This window comes from Microcystis panniformis FACHB-1757, assembly GCF_001264245.1.
Classification (GTDB): Bacteria; Cyanobacteriota; Cyanobacteriia; order Cyanobacteriales; family Microcystaceae; genus Microcystis; species Microcystis panniformis.
On sequence record NZ_CP011339.1, the window covers coordinates 4553014 to 4573635 of the forward strand.

A 20622-nucleotide genomic window follows, 5' to 3' on the forward strand; every position below is an offset into this window, starting at 1 on the left:
ATCATCATAATGCAACTGTTTGACTCAGAAACTGACGACGCTACGTCTAGCGCCTCCTCCACTCCTGTTTTTAATTCTTCCGATTCCTCACCGAGGCAATCCGACGCAGAAACCATGAACCGCTTGCCTAAACGTGCGCCCAAATCCAATCCCAGTCAGGGTTTTGCCCCAGTGCTAAAAAACCCGCGCTTTCTCATTCTCTGGGCGGGGGGAATTTTTTCCCAATTAGCGGATAAATTCTATTTAGTCCTGATGATATCCCTAATTGCCACCCATTACCAAAAAGCCGATCAGTCGATTAGTGGCTGGGTATCGGCGATAATGATTGCTAATACAATTCCGGCGGTGTTAGTGGGTTCGGTGGCGGGTGTATATGTTGATAGATGGTTAAAAAAACAAGTTTTAGTTATTTCTAACCTTTTACGCGGGGCTTTTGTCCTCGTTATTCCCCTATTATTGTGGTTAGTGCGCGAGCAAACTTTAGCCGTTCCCCTCGGTTGGTTGCCTGACGGTTTAAGAAATTGGCATTACCGGTTACAGGGAGAATTTAACTTACCCTTCGGTTTTTTCCTGTTGTTAGTCATTACTTTTCTTGTCTCCACCTTAACCCAATTTTTTGCCCCTGCCGAACAATCTACCCTGGCATTAGTAGTAAAACGTCGTCATCTTCTACCCGCTAATTCCCTCAGCACTTTAACCACCATGGCGGTATTAATTATCGGTTTTGCCATCGGTGAACCTCTATTAGCTTTTGCTGATAGCATTTTCGGCACTAGAGCCGGACAATTTAACTTAGGAAAAGTGATGATTGTCGGTGGTTTTTATATAATTGCCGGTTTAATTCTAATTATCCTGCGAACTAGCGAAAAATATATTATTCCTACCGCAGAACAGCCCCATGTTTGGGAAGATATCCGCGACGGCATTCGTTACCTCAACAAAAATCATAAAGTTCGTAACGCTCTAATTCAATTAGTCATCTTATTCTGTATTTTTGCTGCTCTATCAGTATTAGCTGTCAGTATGGCCGAAAAACTACCCGGGTTAAAAGCCTCTCAATTTGGCTTTTTATTAGCCTCCTGTGGTGCGGGAATGGCAGTTAGTGCCATTACTTTGGGTTATTGGGGTCAAAAATTCTCCCACACCCGATTAAGTCTCTGGGGTTCCCTGGGTATGGCGGCAGCTTTAATCGGTTTATCCCTAGCAACAAAGAGTTTAATTTTAGCCTTCGCTATGACGGCTTTATTAGGGATTTTTGCCGCTTTAGTCGGGGTTCCCATGCAAACTACCCTACAGGCAGATACACCCCCCGAAATGCGCGGTAAAGTCTTTGGTTTAGAAAATAATGCCGTTAATATTGCCCTCTCTTTACCCTTAGCTGTCGCGGGTATCGCCGAAACTCAATTCGGACTCCGACCGGTATTATTAGCTTTAGCAGTTATGGCAGTTATCGGCGGCGGTTTTACTTGGTATGTTTCTCGCAATTTATCTAAAGATTAGCGTAACTTTTCAGTTATCAGTGATCAGTTATCAGTAATCAGTAGTTAGGAGTTAGGAGTTAGGAGTTAGGAGTCAGGAGATTGAATAGAAAACGGGTTTCTTGAAGAAACCCGTTTTCTGGATCACCCTATTGCAGACAAAGAGCGAGCTAAGGTTAAGGCGGAATGTCTGCGCTTGTTAATCACTTTAAGGTTAGATGCGGCGAAAATGGAATTAATTTCTGGATTTATTGATACTTATCTCAATCTAAATCCGGTCGAAGAGATACAATTTCAAGAAGAGATTAGCACATTTAGTTAACCCGTACAGGAGGGAGTTATGCAAATTACCACCAGTTGGATGCGTCAAGGTATCGAACAAGGTATCGAACAAGGTATCGAACAAGGTATTGAACGCGGTATTGAACGCGGTATCGAACGTGAAAAGACATTGATTCTTCGTCAACTTAAACGCAAGTTAGGGGAGATTAATCCTGCATTAGAAACTAAAATTATGGAGTTAAGTATTGATGATGTCGAAGCATTAGGAGAAGCTTTATTCGACTTCTCTGCGGTTGAAGATTTAATCAATTGGTTAAATACTTTAACTGCCTAGCTTTGACATTAGCGTTCGCCTTTTGGAGAAAACGGGTTTCTTTAAGAAACCCGTTTTCTGCGATTGTAAGTACAGTATATCACAAAAATTGCTTCGGTGGTTCAAGAGAACTGATAACTGATAACTGAAATGACTAACCCAAATACTGATTTTGATACTCCTTGGAAAGATGTCTTAGAAATCTACTTTGAAGACTTTGTTTCCTTCTTTTTTCCTCAAGCTCACGCGGGTATTGATTGGAATCAAGGCTTTGAATTTCTCGACAAAGAACTTCAACAAGTGGTGCGGGATGCTGAGTTAGGCAAACGTCTCGTCGATAAGTTGGTGAAAATTTATCGTCTTGCGGGAGAAGAGACCTGGGTTTTAATCCACATAGAAATCCAGGGTCAGCGAGAAATTGACTTTGCTGAACGGATGTTTGTCTATTACTACCGCATTTATGATCGTTACAGGCGTTCAGTAGCGAGTTTGGCAGTTTTAGGTGATGATAATGCTTCTTGGCGACCCAATCAATTTGAACGTGAGTTATTTGATTGTCAAGTGAGTTTTCGCTTTCCGGTCGTCAAGTTGCTAGAATTTAAGCAGCAGTGGTCAGCTTTAGCAGCCAGCCGCAATCCTTTTGCTACAGTCGTGATGGCGCATCTCCAAGCTTTAGAAACTCGGCAAAACCGAAAAAAGCGCAAAGAAGCGAAATTAGCATTAACTAAACGGTTGTACGAACAGGGTTATCAACGAGAGGATATTATCAACCTCTTTAAGTTTATCGATTGGCTGATGAGCTTACCCACTGAATTAGAACAAGAGTTTCAACAGGAATTAAATCAGTACGAGGAGGAAAAAAGAATGCCTTATATTACCAGTGTTGAAAGAATGGGAATGGAAAAGGGGATGATTCAAAAAGCTCGAGAATCTGTCATTGATGCCCTTGAGATTCGCTTTGAGAATGTGCCTTCTGAACTGGTTGATGAGATTAGCCAAGTTAAAGACACTTCTCTTCTAAAAAATCTCCACAGACAAGCGATTACTCTTGACTCAATCTCAGATTTTCAAGGCTATTTAAATCAGTTAATCAAACCTGAATAATTCTGGTTTGTCGCCCAAGAAAACGGGTTTCTTTGAGAAACCCGTTTTCTGGATTTCTGATGATCGCCTGTTGGAAAAAATTTGTAGCGTATTATACAGACTTATACGGTGCGTTACGCTAATGCTAACACACCCTAAGAGTGAGCTAACCCGCTCCACTTTTGTCCACTTTTATTGATTTAATGTCCACTTTTACCGTAAGTCTTGTCAAGTAACCTTAAACTTGTTAGAATCAAAGAGTTGTTATTTTCTGGTAGTCATTCACCGCTGAGATTAGTTAAGATGATATTACATGACTAATAATATTGACCATGACCGCTTATTTAAGGAGTTAATCTCCACCTTTTTTGTCGAATTTATTGAGTTATTTTTTCCTCAATTGATGGATTATTTAGATAGGGAATCGATTACTTTTTTAGACAAAGAAGTATTTACCGATGTCACGGAAGGAGAAAGGTATGAAAGCGATTTAGTAGCACAGGTTAAGTTTCGAGGAAAAGAATCTTTTTTTCTGATTCATGTAGAGGCGCAGGAAAGTTCTCGAAAGTGGTTTAACCGGCGAATGTTTACTTATTTTGCTCGCTTTCATGAGAAATTTGTCCTCCCGATTTATCCGATTGTAATTTTTTCTTATTCAAAGCCAAAAAGAGAAGCGATTAGTCAGTATGTGGTTGATTTTCCCGATTTTAAGGTATTAGAATTTAACTATCAAGTAGTGCAGTTAAATCGATTAAATTGGCGAGATTTTCTTAATCAACCGAATCCTGTTGCTTCAGCCTTGATGGCGAAGATGAACATTGCCGAGAAAGAGCGAGCCAAGGTAAAAGCGGAATGTCTGCGCTTGTTAATTACTTTAAGGTTAGATGCGGCGAGAATGCAATTAATTTCCGGATTTATTGATACATATCTCAATCTTAATGCGGTGGAAGAGAGACAATTTCAAGAAGAGATTAGCACATTTAGTGAACCTGTACAGGAGGGAGTTATGCAAATTACCACCAGTTGGATGCGTCAAGGTATTGAACTAGGTATTGAACAAGGTATCGAACGGGGTATCGAACAAGGTATTGAACAAGGTATCGAACGGGGTATCGAACAAGGTATTGAACGGGGTATCGAACAAGGTATCGAACAAGGTATTGAACGGGAAAAGACATTGATTCTTCGTCAACTTAAACGCAAGTTAGGGGAGATTAATTCTTCATTAGAAACTAAAATTATGGAGTTAAGTATTGATGATGTCGAAGTATTAGGAGAAGCTTTATTCGACTTCTCTACGGTTGAAGATTTAATCAATTGGTTAAATACTTTAACTGCTTAGTTCTTATGTTAGCGATCGCCTTCTGACAACAACCCACTAAAATTGTCATAATGAAACAAACAACCGCCAATTATGATGAACCCTGGAAAGAAGCATTAACCGAGTATTTTGAAGCATTTTTATACTTCTTTTTTCCCGAAGTTCACCAACTAATCAGTTATCAGTTATCAGTTATCAGTTATCAGTGACTAATTGGAAGCAAGTAAGTGGGTGAGTGGAATTAAATATAAGATGAACGTAGGTTGGGTTGAAGCATGAAACCCAACGCCAGATTATGTTACGCTACCACTAACCCATCCTACAAATAATTGTGTCTCCCTACTTAGCAATCCCTTTGCTATAATAGTCATGGCACACCTGAAAACAAAAGCGACTACTGGGAAGCTGCCAGAACGGGAACAGTGGAAGTGGAGGTTAATCAGAGGATTATATGAAAAGGAGTTCGAGAGGGAACAAATAATTAAATTATTTGAAATCATCGACACAATGATGACTTTATCCCCTGAATTACAGTCAAGTTTAGAGAGTAAAATCAAACAATTTGAGGAGGAAAGAACCATGCCTTTAATGAGTAATATGGAGTTACGAGGAATAGAACAGGGTAAGGAAATCGGTAAGGAAATTGGTAAGGAAATTGGTAAGGAAATTGGCGCGTTAGAAAAGGCTCGTAACTATATTAAAACGGTGCTGAAAATGCGATTGGGTGACATTCCAATAGACATTGAGCAAGCTGTGGATAAAATTGCTGTATTATCGATTTTAGACGAGTTACTGAAATCGGCATTAACCGTTAATTCTTTTGATGAGTTGCATCAACTTTTAGAACAATAGTCTCAGTAATTTTCTTCTCCAATGAACCCAACAACCGCCAATTATGATGAACCCTGGAAAGAAGCATTAAGCGAATATTTTGAAGCGTTTTTATACTTCTTTTTTCCTGAAGTTCACCAATTGATTGATTGGACACAAATTCCCGAATCCCTAGAAAAAGAACTCAAACGGATTACCGCTTCAGCAAAGACAAAAAAACGTTTTGCTGACAAACTCTATAAAGTCTGGTTACTCAGGGGTGAAGAAGTCTGGATTTTGATTCATATTGAAATTCAAAGCCAATACGAAGAAAATTTCCCTCAGAGGATGTATATTTATAACTATCGTGCCTTTGATTTGTATCAGAAACCGGTTATCAGTCTCGCTATATTAGGAGATGAACGAGTAAATTGGCGACCAGATTCCTATAATTATAGTATCGCTGGTTGTGAAGTGAGTCTTAAATTCCCAACAGTCAAATTACTGGACTATGAGGAAAGCTGGTCAGAACTAGAAGCAAGTAGCAATCCCTTTGCTATAATAGTCATGGCACACCTGAAAACAAAAGCGACTACTGGGAAGCTGCCAGAACGGGAACAGTGGAAGTGGAGGTTAATCAGGGGATTATATGAAAAGGAGTTCGAGAGGGAACAGATAATTAAACTGTTTGAAATCATCGACAATATGATGACTTTATCCCCTAAATTGCAGTCAAGTTTAGAGAGTAAAATTAAACAATTTGAGGAGGAAAGAACCATGCCTTTAATGAGTAATATGGAGTTACGAGGAAGGAAAATTGGTGAGGAAATTGGGGAGTTACGAGGAATAGAACGCGGTAAGGAAATTGGAGCGTTAGAAAATGCTCGTGATTTTGTGAAAAAAGTTTTGGAAAACCGACTAGGCGATATCCCTGAAGATATTGGACAATGTCTCAATGATGCTTCAGTTATTTCGGTTTTAGAAGAGATGTTAAAAGCCGCACTTATAGTAAATTCTTTTGAGGAGTGTAGGAAGTCTTTTAGTATCATCATAAATAAGTAGTGTGGGTAATACCTACCTTACTTAGTAAACTGTTTGAAATCATCGACACAATGATGACTCTATCAACTAAATTACAGTCAAGTTTAGAAAGTAAAATCAAACAATTTGAGGAGGAAAGAACCATGCCTTTAATGAGTAATATGGAGTTACGGGGAAGGAAAATTGGTGAGGAAATTGGGGAGTTACGAGGAATAGAACGCGGTAGGGAAATCGGTAAGGAAATTGGTAAGGAAATTGGCGCGTTAGAAAAAAGCCGCGATGACATAAAAACAGTTTTAACTGTGCGGTTTGGACAGATTTCTTCAGAAATTGAAGAGATAATCGGCAAAATGACTAACCCTACTATCTTAGAAGAGCTACTAAAATTAGCAGCTACCGCTAATTCTCTCGCAGAATTTAAGCAGTCTTTGGCAAGAATCCAATAATCTTATCCTAATATCTAGAAAACGGGTTTCTTCAAGAAACCCGTTTTCTGTATAAATGTTAATTTCTGTTACAGGGGTCTTGAAAGATTTGCGCTTGTTGTGCGAAAATTTTTATCAATAAACTTTTGCTGTTACTGTCATGACTTCTACCCTGTTGCCGATTCTTCCTGCTGTTGACGATGTTTTGTTTAATTTCGCTCAATCTGATGGTTTTTGGGCGAATTTAGAAACCGCTTTTGGCACAAGTTATGATGTGGTTAAAGCGACGCAATTACGACAGCAGTGGCAAAGTCGAAATTTTAGTCAAATTCCCCCGATTGAGGTACTCAGTGATGAAGTTTTAGGGACGGCGAATGGTGCATATTCCAGCAGTACGAATAAGATTTATCTATCAGCATCTTTTTTAAATACGGCCTCGTCAGCAGCGATAGTTAATGTAATTTTAGAAGAAATTGGGCATTATGTGGATGCTCAAGTTAATCAGGTGGATAGCGCCGGAGATGAGGGGGCAATTTTTGCGGAGTTGGTGCGGGGAAATAGTCTGGATGTGGCAACCTTAGACGCTTTACGAGCAGAGAATGACCAGACAACAATTATAGTAAATGGGGAAATTATTCAAGTAGAACAGGCGGATTTTACGGGGACTAATGGGAATGATAGTATTACGGGTACATCTGGGGGTGATAATATTTTTGGGTTAGATGGCAATGATACTTTAAGTGGTCTGGGGGGAAGCGATAATATTTATGGAGGTAATGGGAATGACTCTCTTGACGGTGGGGATGGAAGTGATTACTTTACCAACGATGCGGGTAATGACACGATAAATGGTGGTAGTGGGACTGATCGCTATGAGGTTGACTACAGTAGTGCTAGTAGCGGTTTAACCATGACCTACAATACCACTACCGGGAGTGGGACGATTACTGTCGGTACGGAAACTGATACCTTTACTTCGATTGAGAGTTTTAACGGGTTTAAGGGAACTGAGTATAATGATGTCATTTTTGGCGGGACAGAAAGTGAATCTTATTATTATTATGGTGGACTCAAAGGTGGAAGTGGTAACGATACTATTTCAGGTAATGCTGGTAGTGACGACATTTATGGAGAGGATGGGAATGATGTCCTCAATGGGGGTGCTGATAATGATGAACTTTATGGTGGTAGTGGGAATGATGTCCTCAATGGTGATTTAGGGAATGATGACTTTACCAATGATGCAGGTAATGACACGATAAATGGTGGTAGTGGGATTGATCGCTATGAGGCTGACTACAGCTATGCTAGTAGCGGTTTAACCATGACCTACGACACTGCTACCGGGAGTGGGACGATTACTGTTGGTACAGAAACTGATACCTTTACTTCGATTGAGAGTTTTAACGGGTTTGAGGGAACTGAGTACAATGATGTCATTTTTGGCGGTACAGGAGGAGGTTACTCTGAATATTTTTATGGTGGAAGTGGTAACGATACCATTTCAGGTAATGCTGGTACTGACTACATTTATGGAGGGAATGGGAATGATGTCCTGAATGGGGGTGCTGGTAATGATTATCTTTATGATGGTGGTGGTAATGATCTCCTCAATGGTGATGCAGGAGATGATTACTTTACCAGCGATGAAGGCAATAATGACACGATAAATGGTGGTGCTGGTAGTGATCGCTATCATGCTGACTACAGCTATGGTAGTAGTGGTTTAACCATGACCTACGACACCGCTGGGAGTGGAACGATTACTGTCGGTACGGAAACTGATACCTTTACTTCGATTGAGAGTTTTGAAGGGTTTAAGGGAACTGATTATAATGATGTCATTTTTGGCGGTACAGCTAATGAGTACTACCTCTATGGTAGAGAGGGTAATGATACGATTTCAGGTAATGCTGGTAGTGACTACATTTATGGAGAGAATGGTAATGATGTCCTCAATGGTGGAGATGGTTATGATGATCTTTATGGTGGTAATGGGAATGACACCCTACAAGGAACAGATGGCGGTACAGGAGAATCTGATGATTTAGTAGGAGGTTCAGGAAACGATCGCTTTATCCTTGCAGATACTACAAAGACCTTCTACGATGACGGTTTGACAACTACTGAAGGTACTAGCGACTACGCTACAATTGCCGACTTTAGCACCATTGATGACACAATTCAGCTACGGGGTTCAAGTAGTGACTATCTCTTAACAGTTTCTGGTTCCACTACTAAGCTCTACATCAACAAACCAGGAAACGAAGCAGATGAACTGATTGCTTATATCAGTAATCAAACAGCATTAAGTCTAACTGCTAGTTATTTTAGCTATGTTTCTAGTCCTACTCTTCCCAGTATTACCCTTGCGGTTGCTCCTAGTAGTGTTACCGAAGATGGGACAACTAACTTAGTCTATACCTTCACCCGCACCGGAGTAACCACTAATTCTTTAACTGTCAACTATACAGTTGAAGGGACAGCAACCAATGGAACCGATTACGCTTCTATTCCCACCAGTGTCACCTTTGCTGCTGGTTCATCCACTGCGACGGTAACAGTTGACCCCACTGCGGATACCATAGTTGAAGCGGATGAAACCGTCGCTTTAACCCTCACTGCGGGGACTGATTATACGATAGGTACGACTACTCCAGTTACGGGGACAATTACGAATGATGATCTCATACTTCCTAGTATTACTCTTGCGATTTCTCCTAGTAGTGTTACTGAAGACGGGACAAGTAATCTCATCTATATCTTCATTCGTACAGGAGATACAACTAATCCCTTAACGGTTAACTATAGTATTGGTGGGACAGCAACCAACGGAACCGATTACACTTTGCTTCCTACCAGTGTCACCTTCGAGGCTAATTCTGCGATTGCTACCGTAATCGTTGACCCCACTGCTGACACAATAGTAGAAAGTGATGAAACTGTTATTTTAACCCTTGCTGCGGGGACAGGTTATACAATAGGTACTCCCAACGCAGCCACGGGAACAATTAATAATGACGATACCAGTGTCACCTCGCAACTCTCCATCAACGACATCACCGTAGTGGAAGGTAAAGATAATAATGCCATCCTCACCGTCACAGTTGATAACCCCAATCCACAACCAATTACCTTCAACTATACCACCGCACCCATTAACGCTACCGCTAATGTAGATTACACTAGCAAAACTGGAACTATCACCATTGCACCTAATACTGCCACCGCTACTATTAGCATTCCCATCCTCAATGATAACCTCAATGAACCTGATGAAGCTTTTACAGTAACCCTGTCAAATCCCGTTAATGCTACCATCAATCCCGAAGGGGGAATAGGAGAAGTTATCATTACTGATACTTGGCAAAGCACTCTCACTCGCACCCTACCCAACAATGTCGAAAATCTCAGACTAATTGGCAGTAATAATATTAACGGTACAGGTAACGCCGGTAACAATAAAATCGCTGGAAATAGTGGCATTAATCAAATCAATGGACGTGCGGGAATTGATACTTTAACCGGTGGTTTAGGTGCAGATACCTTCGTCTTCCAATTTGGCCAATCTACCATATCAACAAGCGATCGTATCACAGATTTTGCCATCAATAGTGATAAAATTGACTTATTAACTCAAGGTGGACTACCCATGAATGCGCCTAGTAGTTTCAGTCGCGCTGCTAATAGCACCGTCACCACTTTACAGAATTTAATCAATCAGGTATTTACTGATGCTAATGGAGCGATTACAGGTAATCAAGGATTAGGGGTTAATAGTGCCGCCTTAGTGCAGGTAACAACCGGTGCAATAGCTGGAACTTATCTCGTTATTAATGATAGCACGGCTGGCTTCCAATCCAGCAATGATTTATTAGTAAATATCACTGGATTTACTGGGACTTTACCAGCTTTAGGGAACATTCCAGTGGGTAATTTCTTTATCTAAGTGTCTAAGCTCTCCTTCTAAGTCACCTAGAAAACGGGTTTCTCGGAGAAACCCTTTTTCTGGACTTTAAGAAAAAAAACGTTTCGCTGACAAACTCTATAAAGAACGTAGGTTGGTTTGAAACATGAAACCCAACGCCTGCTCATGTTAAGCTTTTCACGACTACTTAGGGTCTGCTGAAAAAGTTTTTCCTGGGGGTAGGGTGTGGGGTTTTACCGGTTTTGAGGTGGCCAATTACCTAATTTTCAGGGAAAAAGTACCTGAATTTTCCCCCCAATCACTCCAAAGGTCGGCACTTTTTGAGGGAAAACAAGTCTAAAAACCCTATCCAACAAGGTTTTTAGATTTATTCAGCAAACCCTAAATAATTCTAAAACCGAAGGGATTGATGTTCTGCCTCGCTCAACAATCCAAGCCGCTTCAGCTAAAACAATAGCCGGTAAAACTAATTCACTGTTCGGGTCAGAAAGGATCGTTTTGGCATTTTTTCCCAATCGGGGATTCCCTTCTAAAAACCAAATTAAGGCGTGAGTATCCAGCACATATTTCATCGGTTTAAGACCAATCTAAGTGGTCATCTGCATCGCCCTGAAATTCGGCGAATGAAAAATCTTCTTCTGTAGATTGATAATCCCCCGTGAACATTCCAAAGCACATTAATTTGGGATATTTTTGGATTGGTTTATCTTCTAAAAATGTGATAATAACTGAACTTTCTTCTAGGTTATTGGGAGTTTCTAAAAGCTCGATCTTTCCTTGTCTATAAATGCCTTTAACTGATTGTAGCATTGACTTAGTTTCCTAATTGTTAATTAAGTTTTGGAGATAGTCTATCTAATTTTACCTTAAATATTTGCTGGAAGCATCTCAATTTTGCCAGTGAAGTGACAGCATAACCCCTTCCTATATAATAAAATGTTAAGTTTAGACTCGGCTTGAGCTATGTCTTTTAGCCTATAACAGTTTCTATCTTCTTGTCAAACCAAGGATTCTAACTATTTTTTGAGATAACTTTAAGTCTCAATATCTTCCTTGATTGTTACTATTTTTACATAACTACTCTAGGAGAGCCTTTAGGGTTTATCTGAGTTAAGTATGCTAAAATGATAACACCGCTTCATTAAAAACTGATTTGAGCCAATTGTTTTTATGACAAATATTTTACACACTTCAAGCAAGAGGGCTACGCCACTACTACCAAATCATTACCGTCCGCACCAACCACCATCGACAAAGAAGCGTCAGAAACTCGCCCCTTGGCGAAGCGGTGGGGAATAGTTCATTACTCCCACAGTTTTATATTTTCTTTAGAGATGGGCTGTCCTAAAACCTGCTCAGAGCGGCCAAAAGTCAGAAAATAGAAATAAAGGTGCGATTAGAGAACTTGAGCAGCGATCGCACACATCAGCCGCCATTGGAGAAAGATAAAGTTATGGCAGATAACTACAGAAGTCGCATTGTTACCCAAGGTACCCAACGCAGTCCGAATCGGGCCATGTTAAGAGCGGTAGGTTTTGGGGATGAGGACTTTAGCAAACCAATCATCGGCATCGCTAACGGATTTAGCACCATTACCCCCTGTAACATGGGAATTAATGATTTAGCAATGCGTGCCGAAGCAGCCACGAGATTAGCGGGGGGAATGCCGCAACTTTTCGGGACTATCACCATTAGCGACGGGATTTCCATGGGAACAGAAGGGATGAAATATTCTCTCGTTTCTAGGGAAGTAATCGCCGATTCCATTGAAACCGTCTGTAATGGTCAAAGTCTCGATGGAGTCCTCGCTATCGGGGGTTGTGACAAAAATATGCCGGGGGCAATGATTGCCATGGCCCGGATGAATATTCCCGCTATTTTCGTCTATGGTGGCACGATTAAACCGGGGCGCTACAAAGATTGCGATTTAACCGTGGTCAGTTCCTTTGAAGCCGTGGGACAGTACAGCGCCGGTAAAATCAGTGAAGAAGACCTTATCGGAATTGAACGCAACGCTTGCCCCGGGGCCGGTTCCTGTGGTGGAATGTTTACTGCTAATACCATGTCTTCCATTTTTGAAGCCATGGGGATGAGTTTACCCTACTCCTCGACCATGGCCGCCGAAGATGCGGAAAAAGCCGATAGTACCGAAGAATCGGCCAAGGTTTTGGTCGAGGCGGTTAGAAAACAGATTCTCCCTAGCCAAATTTTGACCCGTAAAGCCTTTGAAAACGCTATTTCGGTAATTATGGCGGTGGGAGGTTCCACTAACGCTGTCCTGCACCTTTTAGCCATTTCCCGCACCATCGGGGTAGAATTATCGATCGATGATTTTGAAACCATCCGCCAGCGTGTACCGGTTATCTGCGACCTTAAACCCTCCGGGCGTTACGTTACCGTGGATCTGCATAAAGCCGGCGGTATTCCCCAAGTGATGAAAATTCTCCTGGTTAATGGTTTACTACACGGGGATGCCCTCACCATTAGCGGTCAGACTATCGCCGAGATTTTAGCCGATATTCCCGACCAACCGCCCTCAGGCCAAGACGTTATCCGTCCTTTTAGCAATCCTGTCTATAAAGAGGGTCATTTAGCCATTTTAAAAGGAAATCTGGCCACAGAGGGGGCCGTGGCCAAAATTAGCGGCGTGAAAACTCCAGTCATCACCGGACCGGCGCGGGTGTTTGAGTCGGAAGAAACCTGTTTAGAGGCAATTTTAGCTGGAAAAATTCAAGCCGGGGATGTGGTGGTTGTCCGTTACGAGGGACCAGTAGGCGGACCGGGTATGCGGGAAATGTTAGCCCCCACTTCGGCAATTATCGGCGCCGGTTTAGGGGATTCCGTGGGATTAATTACCGATGGTCGTTTTTCCGGGGGAACCTATGGCATGGTGGTCGGTCACGTCGCTCCAGAAGCGGCGGTGGGTGGTACAATTGCCCTAGTAGAGGAAGGGGATCAAATCACTATTGATGCTCGTCAGCGTCTCTTGCAGTTAAATGTATCGGAGGAAGAATTGGCCCGTCGTCGTAACCATTGGCAACCGCGGCCCCCACGCTATAAAACGGGAATTCTCGGCAAATTCGCCAAGTTAGTCTCCTCTAGCAGTCTCGGCGCTTTAACGGATCTGAATCTGTTCTAAAAGTATAACTAGGAATGGCGATCAATTGCGATCGCCGTTTCCGCCACTGCTCACTGAACACCCCCAGTGATAACTGGTAACTGATAACTGATAAGACTGACGGCTCTAATTAGGGTTTGCGGCAAAAAGTAGGGGCGAAGCATTCGGATAGAAAATCTACGGTTTCACCGATAGGTTATTGCCCGAATGCTTCGCCCCTACAGGACGCGGGCCGATGAAGACACAAGGTTTTGAAGCATGATTCTCTCAAAATCTGGCACCTGTTTCGCTCGTAAAGCCACAAAACCCTTACCTTGCCTACATTTCACATTTATTCAGCCAGCCCTAATTAATGCTCATTCTTAATTCTCCTGCCTCCTGACGACCGACTCCTGCCTCCGTTAAAGATTAATAACTATGAACTATCTACTCACTGTCTATCGAGCGCTCGAATGCCGTCCGGATACCTATCGGGATTGGTATGACCAAGGCAATATTTTAAAAGAAAGAATGGACTATTTTGGAGCCTTAATCAGCTACGAAAAAGCCTTAGAATATTATCCAGATGATTATTGGGCATGGTACAAAAGGGGTATGATACTAGAAGACTTGGGAATGTATGAAGAAGCGGCTGAAAGTTACGCTAACGCCGCACAGGTAAAGGCCGATAACTATTGGGCTTGGTACGATCAAGGTTGTGTTTATCTACAGGAATTAAAGGACTACGAAAAAGCGATCGCTTGTTTTCAACGGGCCCTAAGTCATAGTCCGGGGGACTATTGGGCGGCCTACCGGCAAGGGGAGGCCTATCGATTGCTGAAAAATTACGAACGCGCTATTACTTCCTACGATCTGGCCTTGGGAGCGCGACCCCGGGATTATTGGGCCTGGTATCGTCGCGGCGACGCTTTCCGGGATTGGGGCAATCCCCAAGAGGCTTTATTTAATTATCGTACCGCCCTCGATATCCGACCGCAAGATTACTGGTCCTGGTATCAACAGGGTGTGATCCTACAGGAATTACAGCGTTTAACAGAAGCGATCGCCTGTTATGAAGAATCGTTAAAAATCGATCAAGATGATCGCTATGCGTGGTACAATGCCGCTTGCTGTTATGCTGCCCTCGGTCAACAACAAAAAGCGATCAACTGTTTACGGGAAGCTCTAGACATAGAACCAGATATTTGCGGCGAATTAGCGCGTAATAACTTTGTTTTCGATGGTTTAAGACAAAATGAAACCTTTAATGACCTCTTGAGTTGCTATTCCCCCAGCTAAAGTCTTTTTGCAGCACCTAGGGTTTGCTGAAAGGGTTTTTCGTGGGGTGTGGGATTTTAGGCATTTTCAGGGAAAAAGTGCCTAAAATGTCCCCCCGGTTGCTCCAATATCTGGCACTTTTTTAATGGCAAAAAAGCCTAAAGATATTAGTCAACAAGGTTTTTAGATTCATTTAGCCAGTCTGGATTAGCTACAATTGCAATTAGAGAAAAATTATTGAGAATCCTATGCGAGAACTAGACAGAGACAAAACCATCGAACAACTGAACGAAATCATGGAATTTGAACTAGCAGGAGTTGTCCGTTATACCCACTATTCCCTGATGGTGACAGGTCCCCATCGCATCCCCATCGTCCAATTTTTCCAGACTCAGGCCACGGAATCCCTCACCCACGCGCAACAAGTTGGGGAAATTCTCACCGGTTTAGAAGGTCATCCTAGTTTAAAAATTGCCCCCATCGAGGAAAGCTATGAACATAATATCAAAGCAATCTTGAGTGAGAGCCTCAATCATGAGAAAAAATCCCTTGATTTGTACAAAGCACTCCTAGAAACCGTCGAAGATGCCAGTATTTACCTAGAAGAATTCGCTCGCGGTATGATTGGACAAGAAGAATTACACAATCTGGAAATTCGCAAGATGCTGCGGGATTTTGCTTGAGCTAGGATCAAAGCTAGAGTTTATCGACTAGCTTATGAATCTCAGTTCCGCTTTACCCACTTTTATTATCACTCTCCGGGAAGGTTTCGAGGCCGCTTTAGTGGTGGGAATTGTCCTCGCTTGTTTACAAAAATCCGGTCGATCGCAACTTAACTCATGGGTGTATCGTGGTATTGGTGCGGGAGTAGTCGCTAGTGTTTTGGTCGGTGTTTTGCTAGGGGGAATCCTTTTGCAAGTGGATGCTTCTCCTAGTCCATTTGTACCAATGATCAAGGAATTACTGGCCGCCACTTTTGGACTAATTGCCGTTTTGATGTTGAGTTGGATGTTAATTTGGATGACTCAACAGGCCAAATCTTTGAAATCTGAGGTAGAAAATGCGGTAAAAGCGGGTTTAAAAGCGGAAAATGGGGCAGGAAAAGCGATTTTTCTGCTCGTTTTTATCGCTGTCTTGCGGGAGGGATTTGAAACTGTCCTCTTTATCCTGGCCCAATTCCAAAAAGATTGGCAGATACAAACTCTCGGCGCGATAGCGGGGTTAAGTGTCGCAACCTTGTTGGGAATTCTCCTATTTGCGGGGGGAGTAAAAATTAATATCCGTCTCTTTTTCCAAATTATGGGGACTTTCCTCCTCTTAATCGTTGCGGGATTACTCATCGGTGTTTTGAAACATATCGACGCAGGAATCAGTCTTTTAAGTGAAATTGACCCTTTTTATCGCCATTTCTGTCCTTCTCTCCCCTCCTCCTGTCTTCTCGGTTTTCAAGTTTGGGACGGTTCCCAAATTTTGAGCGATCGCACTTTCCCCGGACTCCTCCTCAAATCTCTGTTTGGTTATCGTCAAAACCTCTATATCAGTCAAATTGTTGCCTATATCCTCTTTTTACTGCTTATCGGTGGCCTCTATTTCCAAAGCTTACGACAACGTCCTCAAACAGTGATCAGTAAACAGTGATCAGTAAACAGTGAAAAGATGGCAAGAAACTTCTATTTAATACTGCTCACTTAAAAACTCACATCTGATAACTGTTAACTTACCCACTGATAACTTACCCACTGATAACTGATAACTGATAACTGATAACTGATTATGACTACTTGGCAATGTGACGGTATCCCTAAAGATGGTAAAACTTATCCGCAAGCGATTGCGGGAGGTCATGAACCCTGCGAAAATACTACTCCTGATTGTCCTATCTGTGGCCTGCCTAGGGAAGCGATGGATCCCGTAACAACGACGGTTAAAACCACGGTGGTGGTCTCCCCGGGGGGTACAACTAGAGTCGGCCAAAAATCTAACTGGTTACTTCCCTTCGCTTTGATAATTACCGCTTTAACCGCAGGTTTAGGGGGTTGGAGTCTATTGCAAATGCTGATTCCCAAACCCGATACTTCCCCAGTTGTCGGGGAAAAAACCCCAGATAGGCAATCTAAGGCAACTTTTGTGAGTAATACGGCTAAAAATCCCGATTTATTTAGCCAAGGTGAGAAAATACTGCTTAATTCCACTCCTAACAAAGAAAAAGGCGCAGCGGCCTTTAAAAAGGAAGATTGGGCAAATGCGATCGCAGCTTACCAACTAGCAGCCACTCCCCAAGCAAACGACCCGGAGGGCAAAATCTATTACAATAACGCCAAAGCTAGACAAAAAGGTAATCAAAATACTATAGCCGTCGTTGTCCCCATCGCTAACGACCCCAACAGCGCCAAGGAAATTCTCCGAGGTGTGGCCAGGTATCAAGAGGAGTTTAATAATTCTAATCCGGGTAATCCTTTGGAAATAGTCATCGCTAATGATGGTGGTGGGTTACAATCAAAAGCGATAGCCGATGATCTGATTCAATCCGGTCAAGTTTTGGCAGTTATGGGCCACGGAATCGATCCTTTTAGTCAAAAAGCGATTGAAAGTTACGAAAAAGAAGGATTAGCGATTCTCTCTCCCCTGACTACCAGTGTTAGTCAAACGGGAAAATTAACCCTGAAAACTATTCCCCTTAAGGATAAATCTCAGGAAGTTTTGGGTAGTTATCTGGAAGCAGTGGCCAAAACTTTGGCTAATTATGCTAGTAAGCAAAAGAAGTCTCCGTCAGTGGTTCTTTTTTATAATTCCGATAGTCCCTATAGTCAAAAATTAAGGGATTCCTTTGCTAAAGCAATAAAGCAACCAGGAGGCAAGATAGTTAAGGAAATAGACACAACTAAAGCCAATTTTAATGCTAAAACTGCCATAGATCAGGCAAGACAAGCCGGCGCTAAGGTGGTATTTTTGGCCTTGAGTAAAGATGGCGATCGCATTGATCAAGCCGTGGCTATTGCCCAAGAATCGTCTGGAATGCTATTATTAGGCGGAAATGAACTTTATACACCCGATATACTTATTCAAGGAGCCGATAGCATCGACGGATTAGTTTTAGCAGTACCTTGGAGTTTCCAAGCAACGGATCCTTTTGCCAAAGATGCGCTGAAAAGTTGGCGCGGTCGCGTCAGTTGGCGTACTGCTACCGCCTACGATACCATGAAAGTATTAGGAAAAGCGATCGCTAAAAGTTCTGACCGTGCTACTGTAGTCGAAACTTTAAATCGAGGAATCACCTTGCAGGGAAGCACCACGGATTTTAACATTTTTAATCAAGTTCCCCTAGTACGCGCTAATCGCGGCAATGAGGGGCCAAAGGGTTCTCAATATCAGTTCGATCCTATCTAAAATAGACAATGTGATGTCGAGGAGTAGAATCAAGTCTAATTTTATGAAGAATATCTTACCCATCCTAGCTTTATTAATGTCGGTGTCGGGAATTGCCGTGTCTTTGGGACGGGAGGAAGTCCGATGTCATCTCGGTTTAGAATCGGCAGCCTGTCCCCAGGAAGAACAAAAAACCAGGGAAGACACCCCCGCAACTACCCCCGCAACTACCCCAGAATCTCCCCGGATAGAAGAAACTCCCGCGGAAAGTACCCGTAATATCGAACCTTCCCCCGAAGTTTCCCCCTCTCCTGAAAGGGAAACCCCGGTGGAATTCACCCCCATCCCGGAAAAGAACCCCAGTCCAGAAGTACCCCCCGAAAATCCCCCCACCTCAGAAACCAAAGCGGTGGAAAAAACTCCAGATGCAGAACAAAGTCCCGATGTCAATCCATCTAAAGATGGAGAAACTGAAAGTATTCCATTAGAGGTTATTCCCCCCGGACAGTAAAATCGGACAAAATCAATTTCTGGTGGGGTAGGGTTGATTCATGAATCAACCCTACAGATCCCGGACAGTAAAATCGGACAAAATCAATTTCTGGCTGAGGATAGGAACTCATGCAAGAAGTAGTTATACTAAATCTGGTTATTAAAGACTGATTATTCATTCCCCTTTTTGCATGAGTGCATGAGTAGAAAACGGGTTTCTCGGAGAAACCCGTTTTCTGTGCGTTACTCAACGGATTTAGTATAACTACTTAATTTTTCTGCTGCTGTTGCTGATTAGGTAAGTACCTAGGCAAAATTATTTACACATGACGATCATTGCCCCGTAAGGGTTTTAGCTCGATCGGGCAGGTAATTAATTTTGCATGACTACTTAAAAACTATTTACTTTTAGTCAAAATTAATTAACTTCTAACCCCGGAATGCTTAACTGTTCGGTTTTTGGCTGTGTTTCCCCCAGATAATCCCCTTGCAACATATTAATTAAACAGCCACCAAGATGATAGGCCATATTAACGGGAACCGCGTTACCAATCTGTCGATATTGAGAGGTTAAATTACCGGTAAATTGCCAATCATCGGGAAAGGACTGCACTCGTGCATATTCTCTCACAGTCAAAGGACGAGTTTCTTGGGGATGACATCTTTCTGTTTGGGTTTGTGCCGGACTACAGGTAATAGTTAAAGCCGGTTCATCCCAAGATAATCTTTTAGCATATCCTGTCCGTCCGCCGTGATTTTTGAGACTATTTTTCATATATTCTTTTTGAATATCCATCGGCAAATTTCGCCAATTTCCTCCTGCGGGAACTAAGGACATAATCTCTTTTTTTCTTTCTTTATATTCTACTCCTGGAGAACTTGGACAATTCTCTAGAGCTTTTTTCAGAGAAATAGTATAGTTTTTATATTGGGGAAAAATCGGTTTAATATTTAGGTCTTGACGGGTGGCGATAATAATTAATCTTTCTCTTTTTTGGGGAACATCAAGAAATTGAGCCGATAAAACTTGATAAGCAGCATAATAACCGATTTCCTGTAAAGCTTGCATCATTAATTGCAGGGTTTCTCCTTTTTTATTGCTTAATAATCCTCGAACATTTTCGGCTATAGCGATTTTAGGTTGCACTTCCTGTAAACAACGAGCAAATTCAAAAAATAGGCTTCCTCTCAAATCTTCTAATCCTTTTCCTAACCCAGCATAACTAAAAGGTTGGCAGGGAAAACCTCCAGCTACAATATCTATTTTGTCTATAAAATCGGAAAATTTAATCTTTTTTATGTCTTGATTTATAACATTCCATTGGGGTCGATTGAGCCTTAAAGTATTAACACAATCTTGGTTAATTTCCACCAGTAATTGGGTTTTTAGTCCCGCATTTTCTAAACCTAAAGCCATACCACCACAGCCAGCAAATAATTCAATAACCGTGTAATTAGTTGGCTCAACAGTTTGTAAAATTCTCAATTCTCCGGGGGATTGGTTATTTTTAAGATTGGTTAATTGCTCGAGATCAAATAACCAATCAACTTGATTGATTTTCTGACCTTTGATTAATTTTTTCTTTTGCCATGTTAGTATTTCTGCGGTAGTTACACCGAGAATATTAGCGGCTTTTTGTAGATTTACCTGAGTCATAACCGATAATTAGCAACTTATCTACGTTTTTATTATAAATCAAAGTAGCTA

At 41.9% G+C, this 20622-nt stretch carries 15 protein-coding genes and 3 pseudogenes; 15 read left to right on the forward strand and 3 right to left on the reverse strand.

Annotated elements, in window-relative coordinates:
* Positions 1–9 precede the first annotated feature (9 nt).
* The 9 genes and pseudogenes from VL20_RS21670 (at position 10) to VL20_RS21705 (ending at position 10702) form a co-directional block, all read left to right on the forward strand.
* Positions 10–1500 (forward strand): MFS transporter, encoded by a 1491-nt coding sequence (locus VL20_RS21670; protein WP_052277759.1) that lies wholly within the window; start codon positions 10–12, stop codon positions 1498–1500.
* A 129-nt stretch (positions 1501–1629) separates the two neighbouring features.
* A pseudogene (locus VL20_RS21675) lies at positions 1630–2094 on the forward strand (DUF4351 domain-containing protein); the annotation flags it as partial.
* 129 nt (positions 2095–2223) lie between these two features.
* Positions 2224–3177, forward strand: a complete 954-nt coding sequence (locus VL20_RS21680; RefSeq protein ID WP_052277760.1) for an RpnC/YadD family protein — start codon at positions 2224–2226, stop codon at positions 3175–3177.
* 292 nt (positions 3178–3469) lie between these two features.
* Entirely contained in the window at positions 3470–4498 is a 1029-nt protein-coding gene (locus tag VL20_RS21685) for a DUF4351 domain-containing protein (RefSeq protein ID WP_052277761.1), read from the forward strand.
* A 50-nt stretch (positions 4499–4548) separates the two neighbouring features.
* Entirely contained in the window at positions 4549–4686 is a 138-nt protein-coding gene (locus tag VL20_RS31900; protein WP_167341561.1) for a hypothetical protein, read from the forward strand.
* A gap of 136 nt (positions 4687–4822) precedes the next feature.
* Positions 4823–5329: pseudogene (locus tag VL20_RS21690) on the forward strand (hypothetical protein); the annotation flags it as partial.
* 21 nt (positions 5330–5350) lie between these two features.
* Positions 5351–6349, forward strand: coding sequence for an RpnC/YadD family protein (locus VL20_RS21695; protein WP_052277763.1), 999 nt, complete (start codon positions 5351–5353; stop codon positions 6347–6349).
* Between the two features lie 26 nt (positions 6350–6375).
* A pseudogene (locus VL20_RS21700) lies at positions 6376–6774 on the forward strand (hypothetical protein); the annotation flags it as partial.
* Positions 6775–6913: 139 nt separating this feature from the next.
* Entirely contained in the window at positions 6914–10702 is a 3789-nt protein-coding gene (locus VL20_RS21705) for a beta strand repeat-containing protein (protein WP_052277765.1), read from the forward strand.
* Between the two features lie 350 nt (positions 10703–11052).
* Here VL20_RS21705 and VL20_RS21710 read toward each other — a convergent pair whose 3' ends face one another.
* Both VL20_RS21710 and VL20_RS21715 read right to left on the reverse strand, forming a co-directional pair.
* Positions 11053–11253 carry a type II toxin-antitoxin system VapC family toxin gene (locus VL20_RS21710; RefSeq protein ID WP_002763255.1) on the reverse strand — a complete coding sequence of 67 codons (201 nt, stop codon included), beginning with the start codon at positions 11251–11253 and terminating at the stop codon, positions 11053–11055.
* Positions 11254–11257: 4 nt separating this feature from the next.
* Positions 11258–11491: a hypothetical protein gene (locus tag VL20_RS21715; protein WP_002763254.1), complete on the reverse strand. Its 234-nt coding sequence runs from the start codon at positions 11489–11491 to the stop codon at positions 11258–11260.
* A 643-nt stretch (positions 11492–12134) separates the two neighbouring features.
* Between VL20_RS21715 and ilvD the strand changes: the two genes are divergently transcribed.
* The 6 genes from ilvD (at position 12135) to VL20_RS21745 (ending at position 18933) form a co-directional block, all read left to right on the forward strand.
* The gene (ilvD, locus tag VL20_RS21720) at positions 12135–13820 is read left to right on the forward strand and encodes a dihydroxy-acid dehydratase (protein WP_052277766.1); all 1686 of its coding nucleotides are present in this window, start codon (positions 12135–12137) and stop codon (positions 13818–13820) included.
* Positions 13821–14216: 396 nt separating this feature from the next.
* Complete coding sequence (locus VL20_RS21725) at positions 14217–15077, forward strand: tetratricopeptide repeat protein (RefSeq protein ID WP_052277767.1); 861 nt, start codon at positions 14217–14219, stop codon at positions 15075–15077.
* 227 nt (positions 15078–15304) lie between these two features.
* Positions 15305–15739, forward strand: coding sequence for a ferritin-like domain-containing protein (locus VL20_RS21730; protein ID WP_002731529.1), 435 nt, complete (start codon positions 15305–15307; stop codon positions 15737–15739).
* Positions 15740–15773: 34 nt separating this feature from the next.
* Positions 15774–16694: an FTR1 family iron permease gene (locus VL20_RS21735; RefSeq protein WP_052277768.1), complete on the forward strand. Its 921-nt coding sequence runs from the start codon at positions 15774–15776 to the stop codon at positions 16692–16694.
* Positions 16695–16829: 135 nt separating this feature from the next.
* A complete protein-coding gene (locus tag VL20_RS21740) occupies positions 16830–18443 on the forward strand; it encodes an ABC transporter substrate-binding protein (protein ID WP_052277769.1) in 1614 nt (537 codons plus the stop codon).
* 43 nt (positions 18444–18486) lie between these two features.
* A complete protein-coding gene (locus VL20_RS21745; protein ID WP_052277770.1) occupies positions 18487–18933 on the forward strand; it encodes a hypothetical protein in 447 nt (148 codons plus the stop codon).
* Positions 18934–19332: 399 nt separating this feature from the next.
* Here the strand turns inward: VL20_RS21745 and VL20_RS21750 are convergent, their stop codons facing one another.
* Positions 19333–20571 carry a DNA cytosine methyltransferase gene (locus VL20_RS21750; protein WP_052277771.1) on the reverse strand — a complete coding sequence of 413 codons (1239 nt, stop codon included), beginning with the start codon at positions 20569–20571 and terminating at the stop codon, positions 19333–19335.
* Positions 20572–20622: the final 51 nt, after the last annotated feature.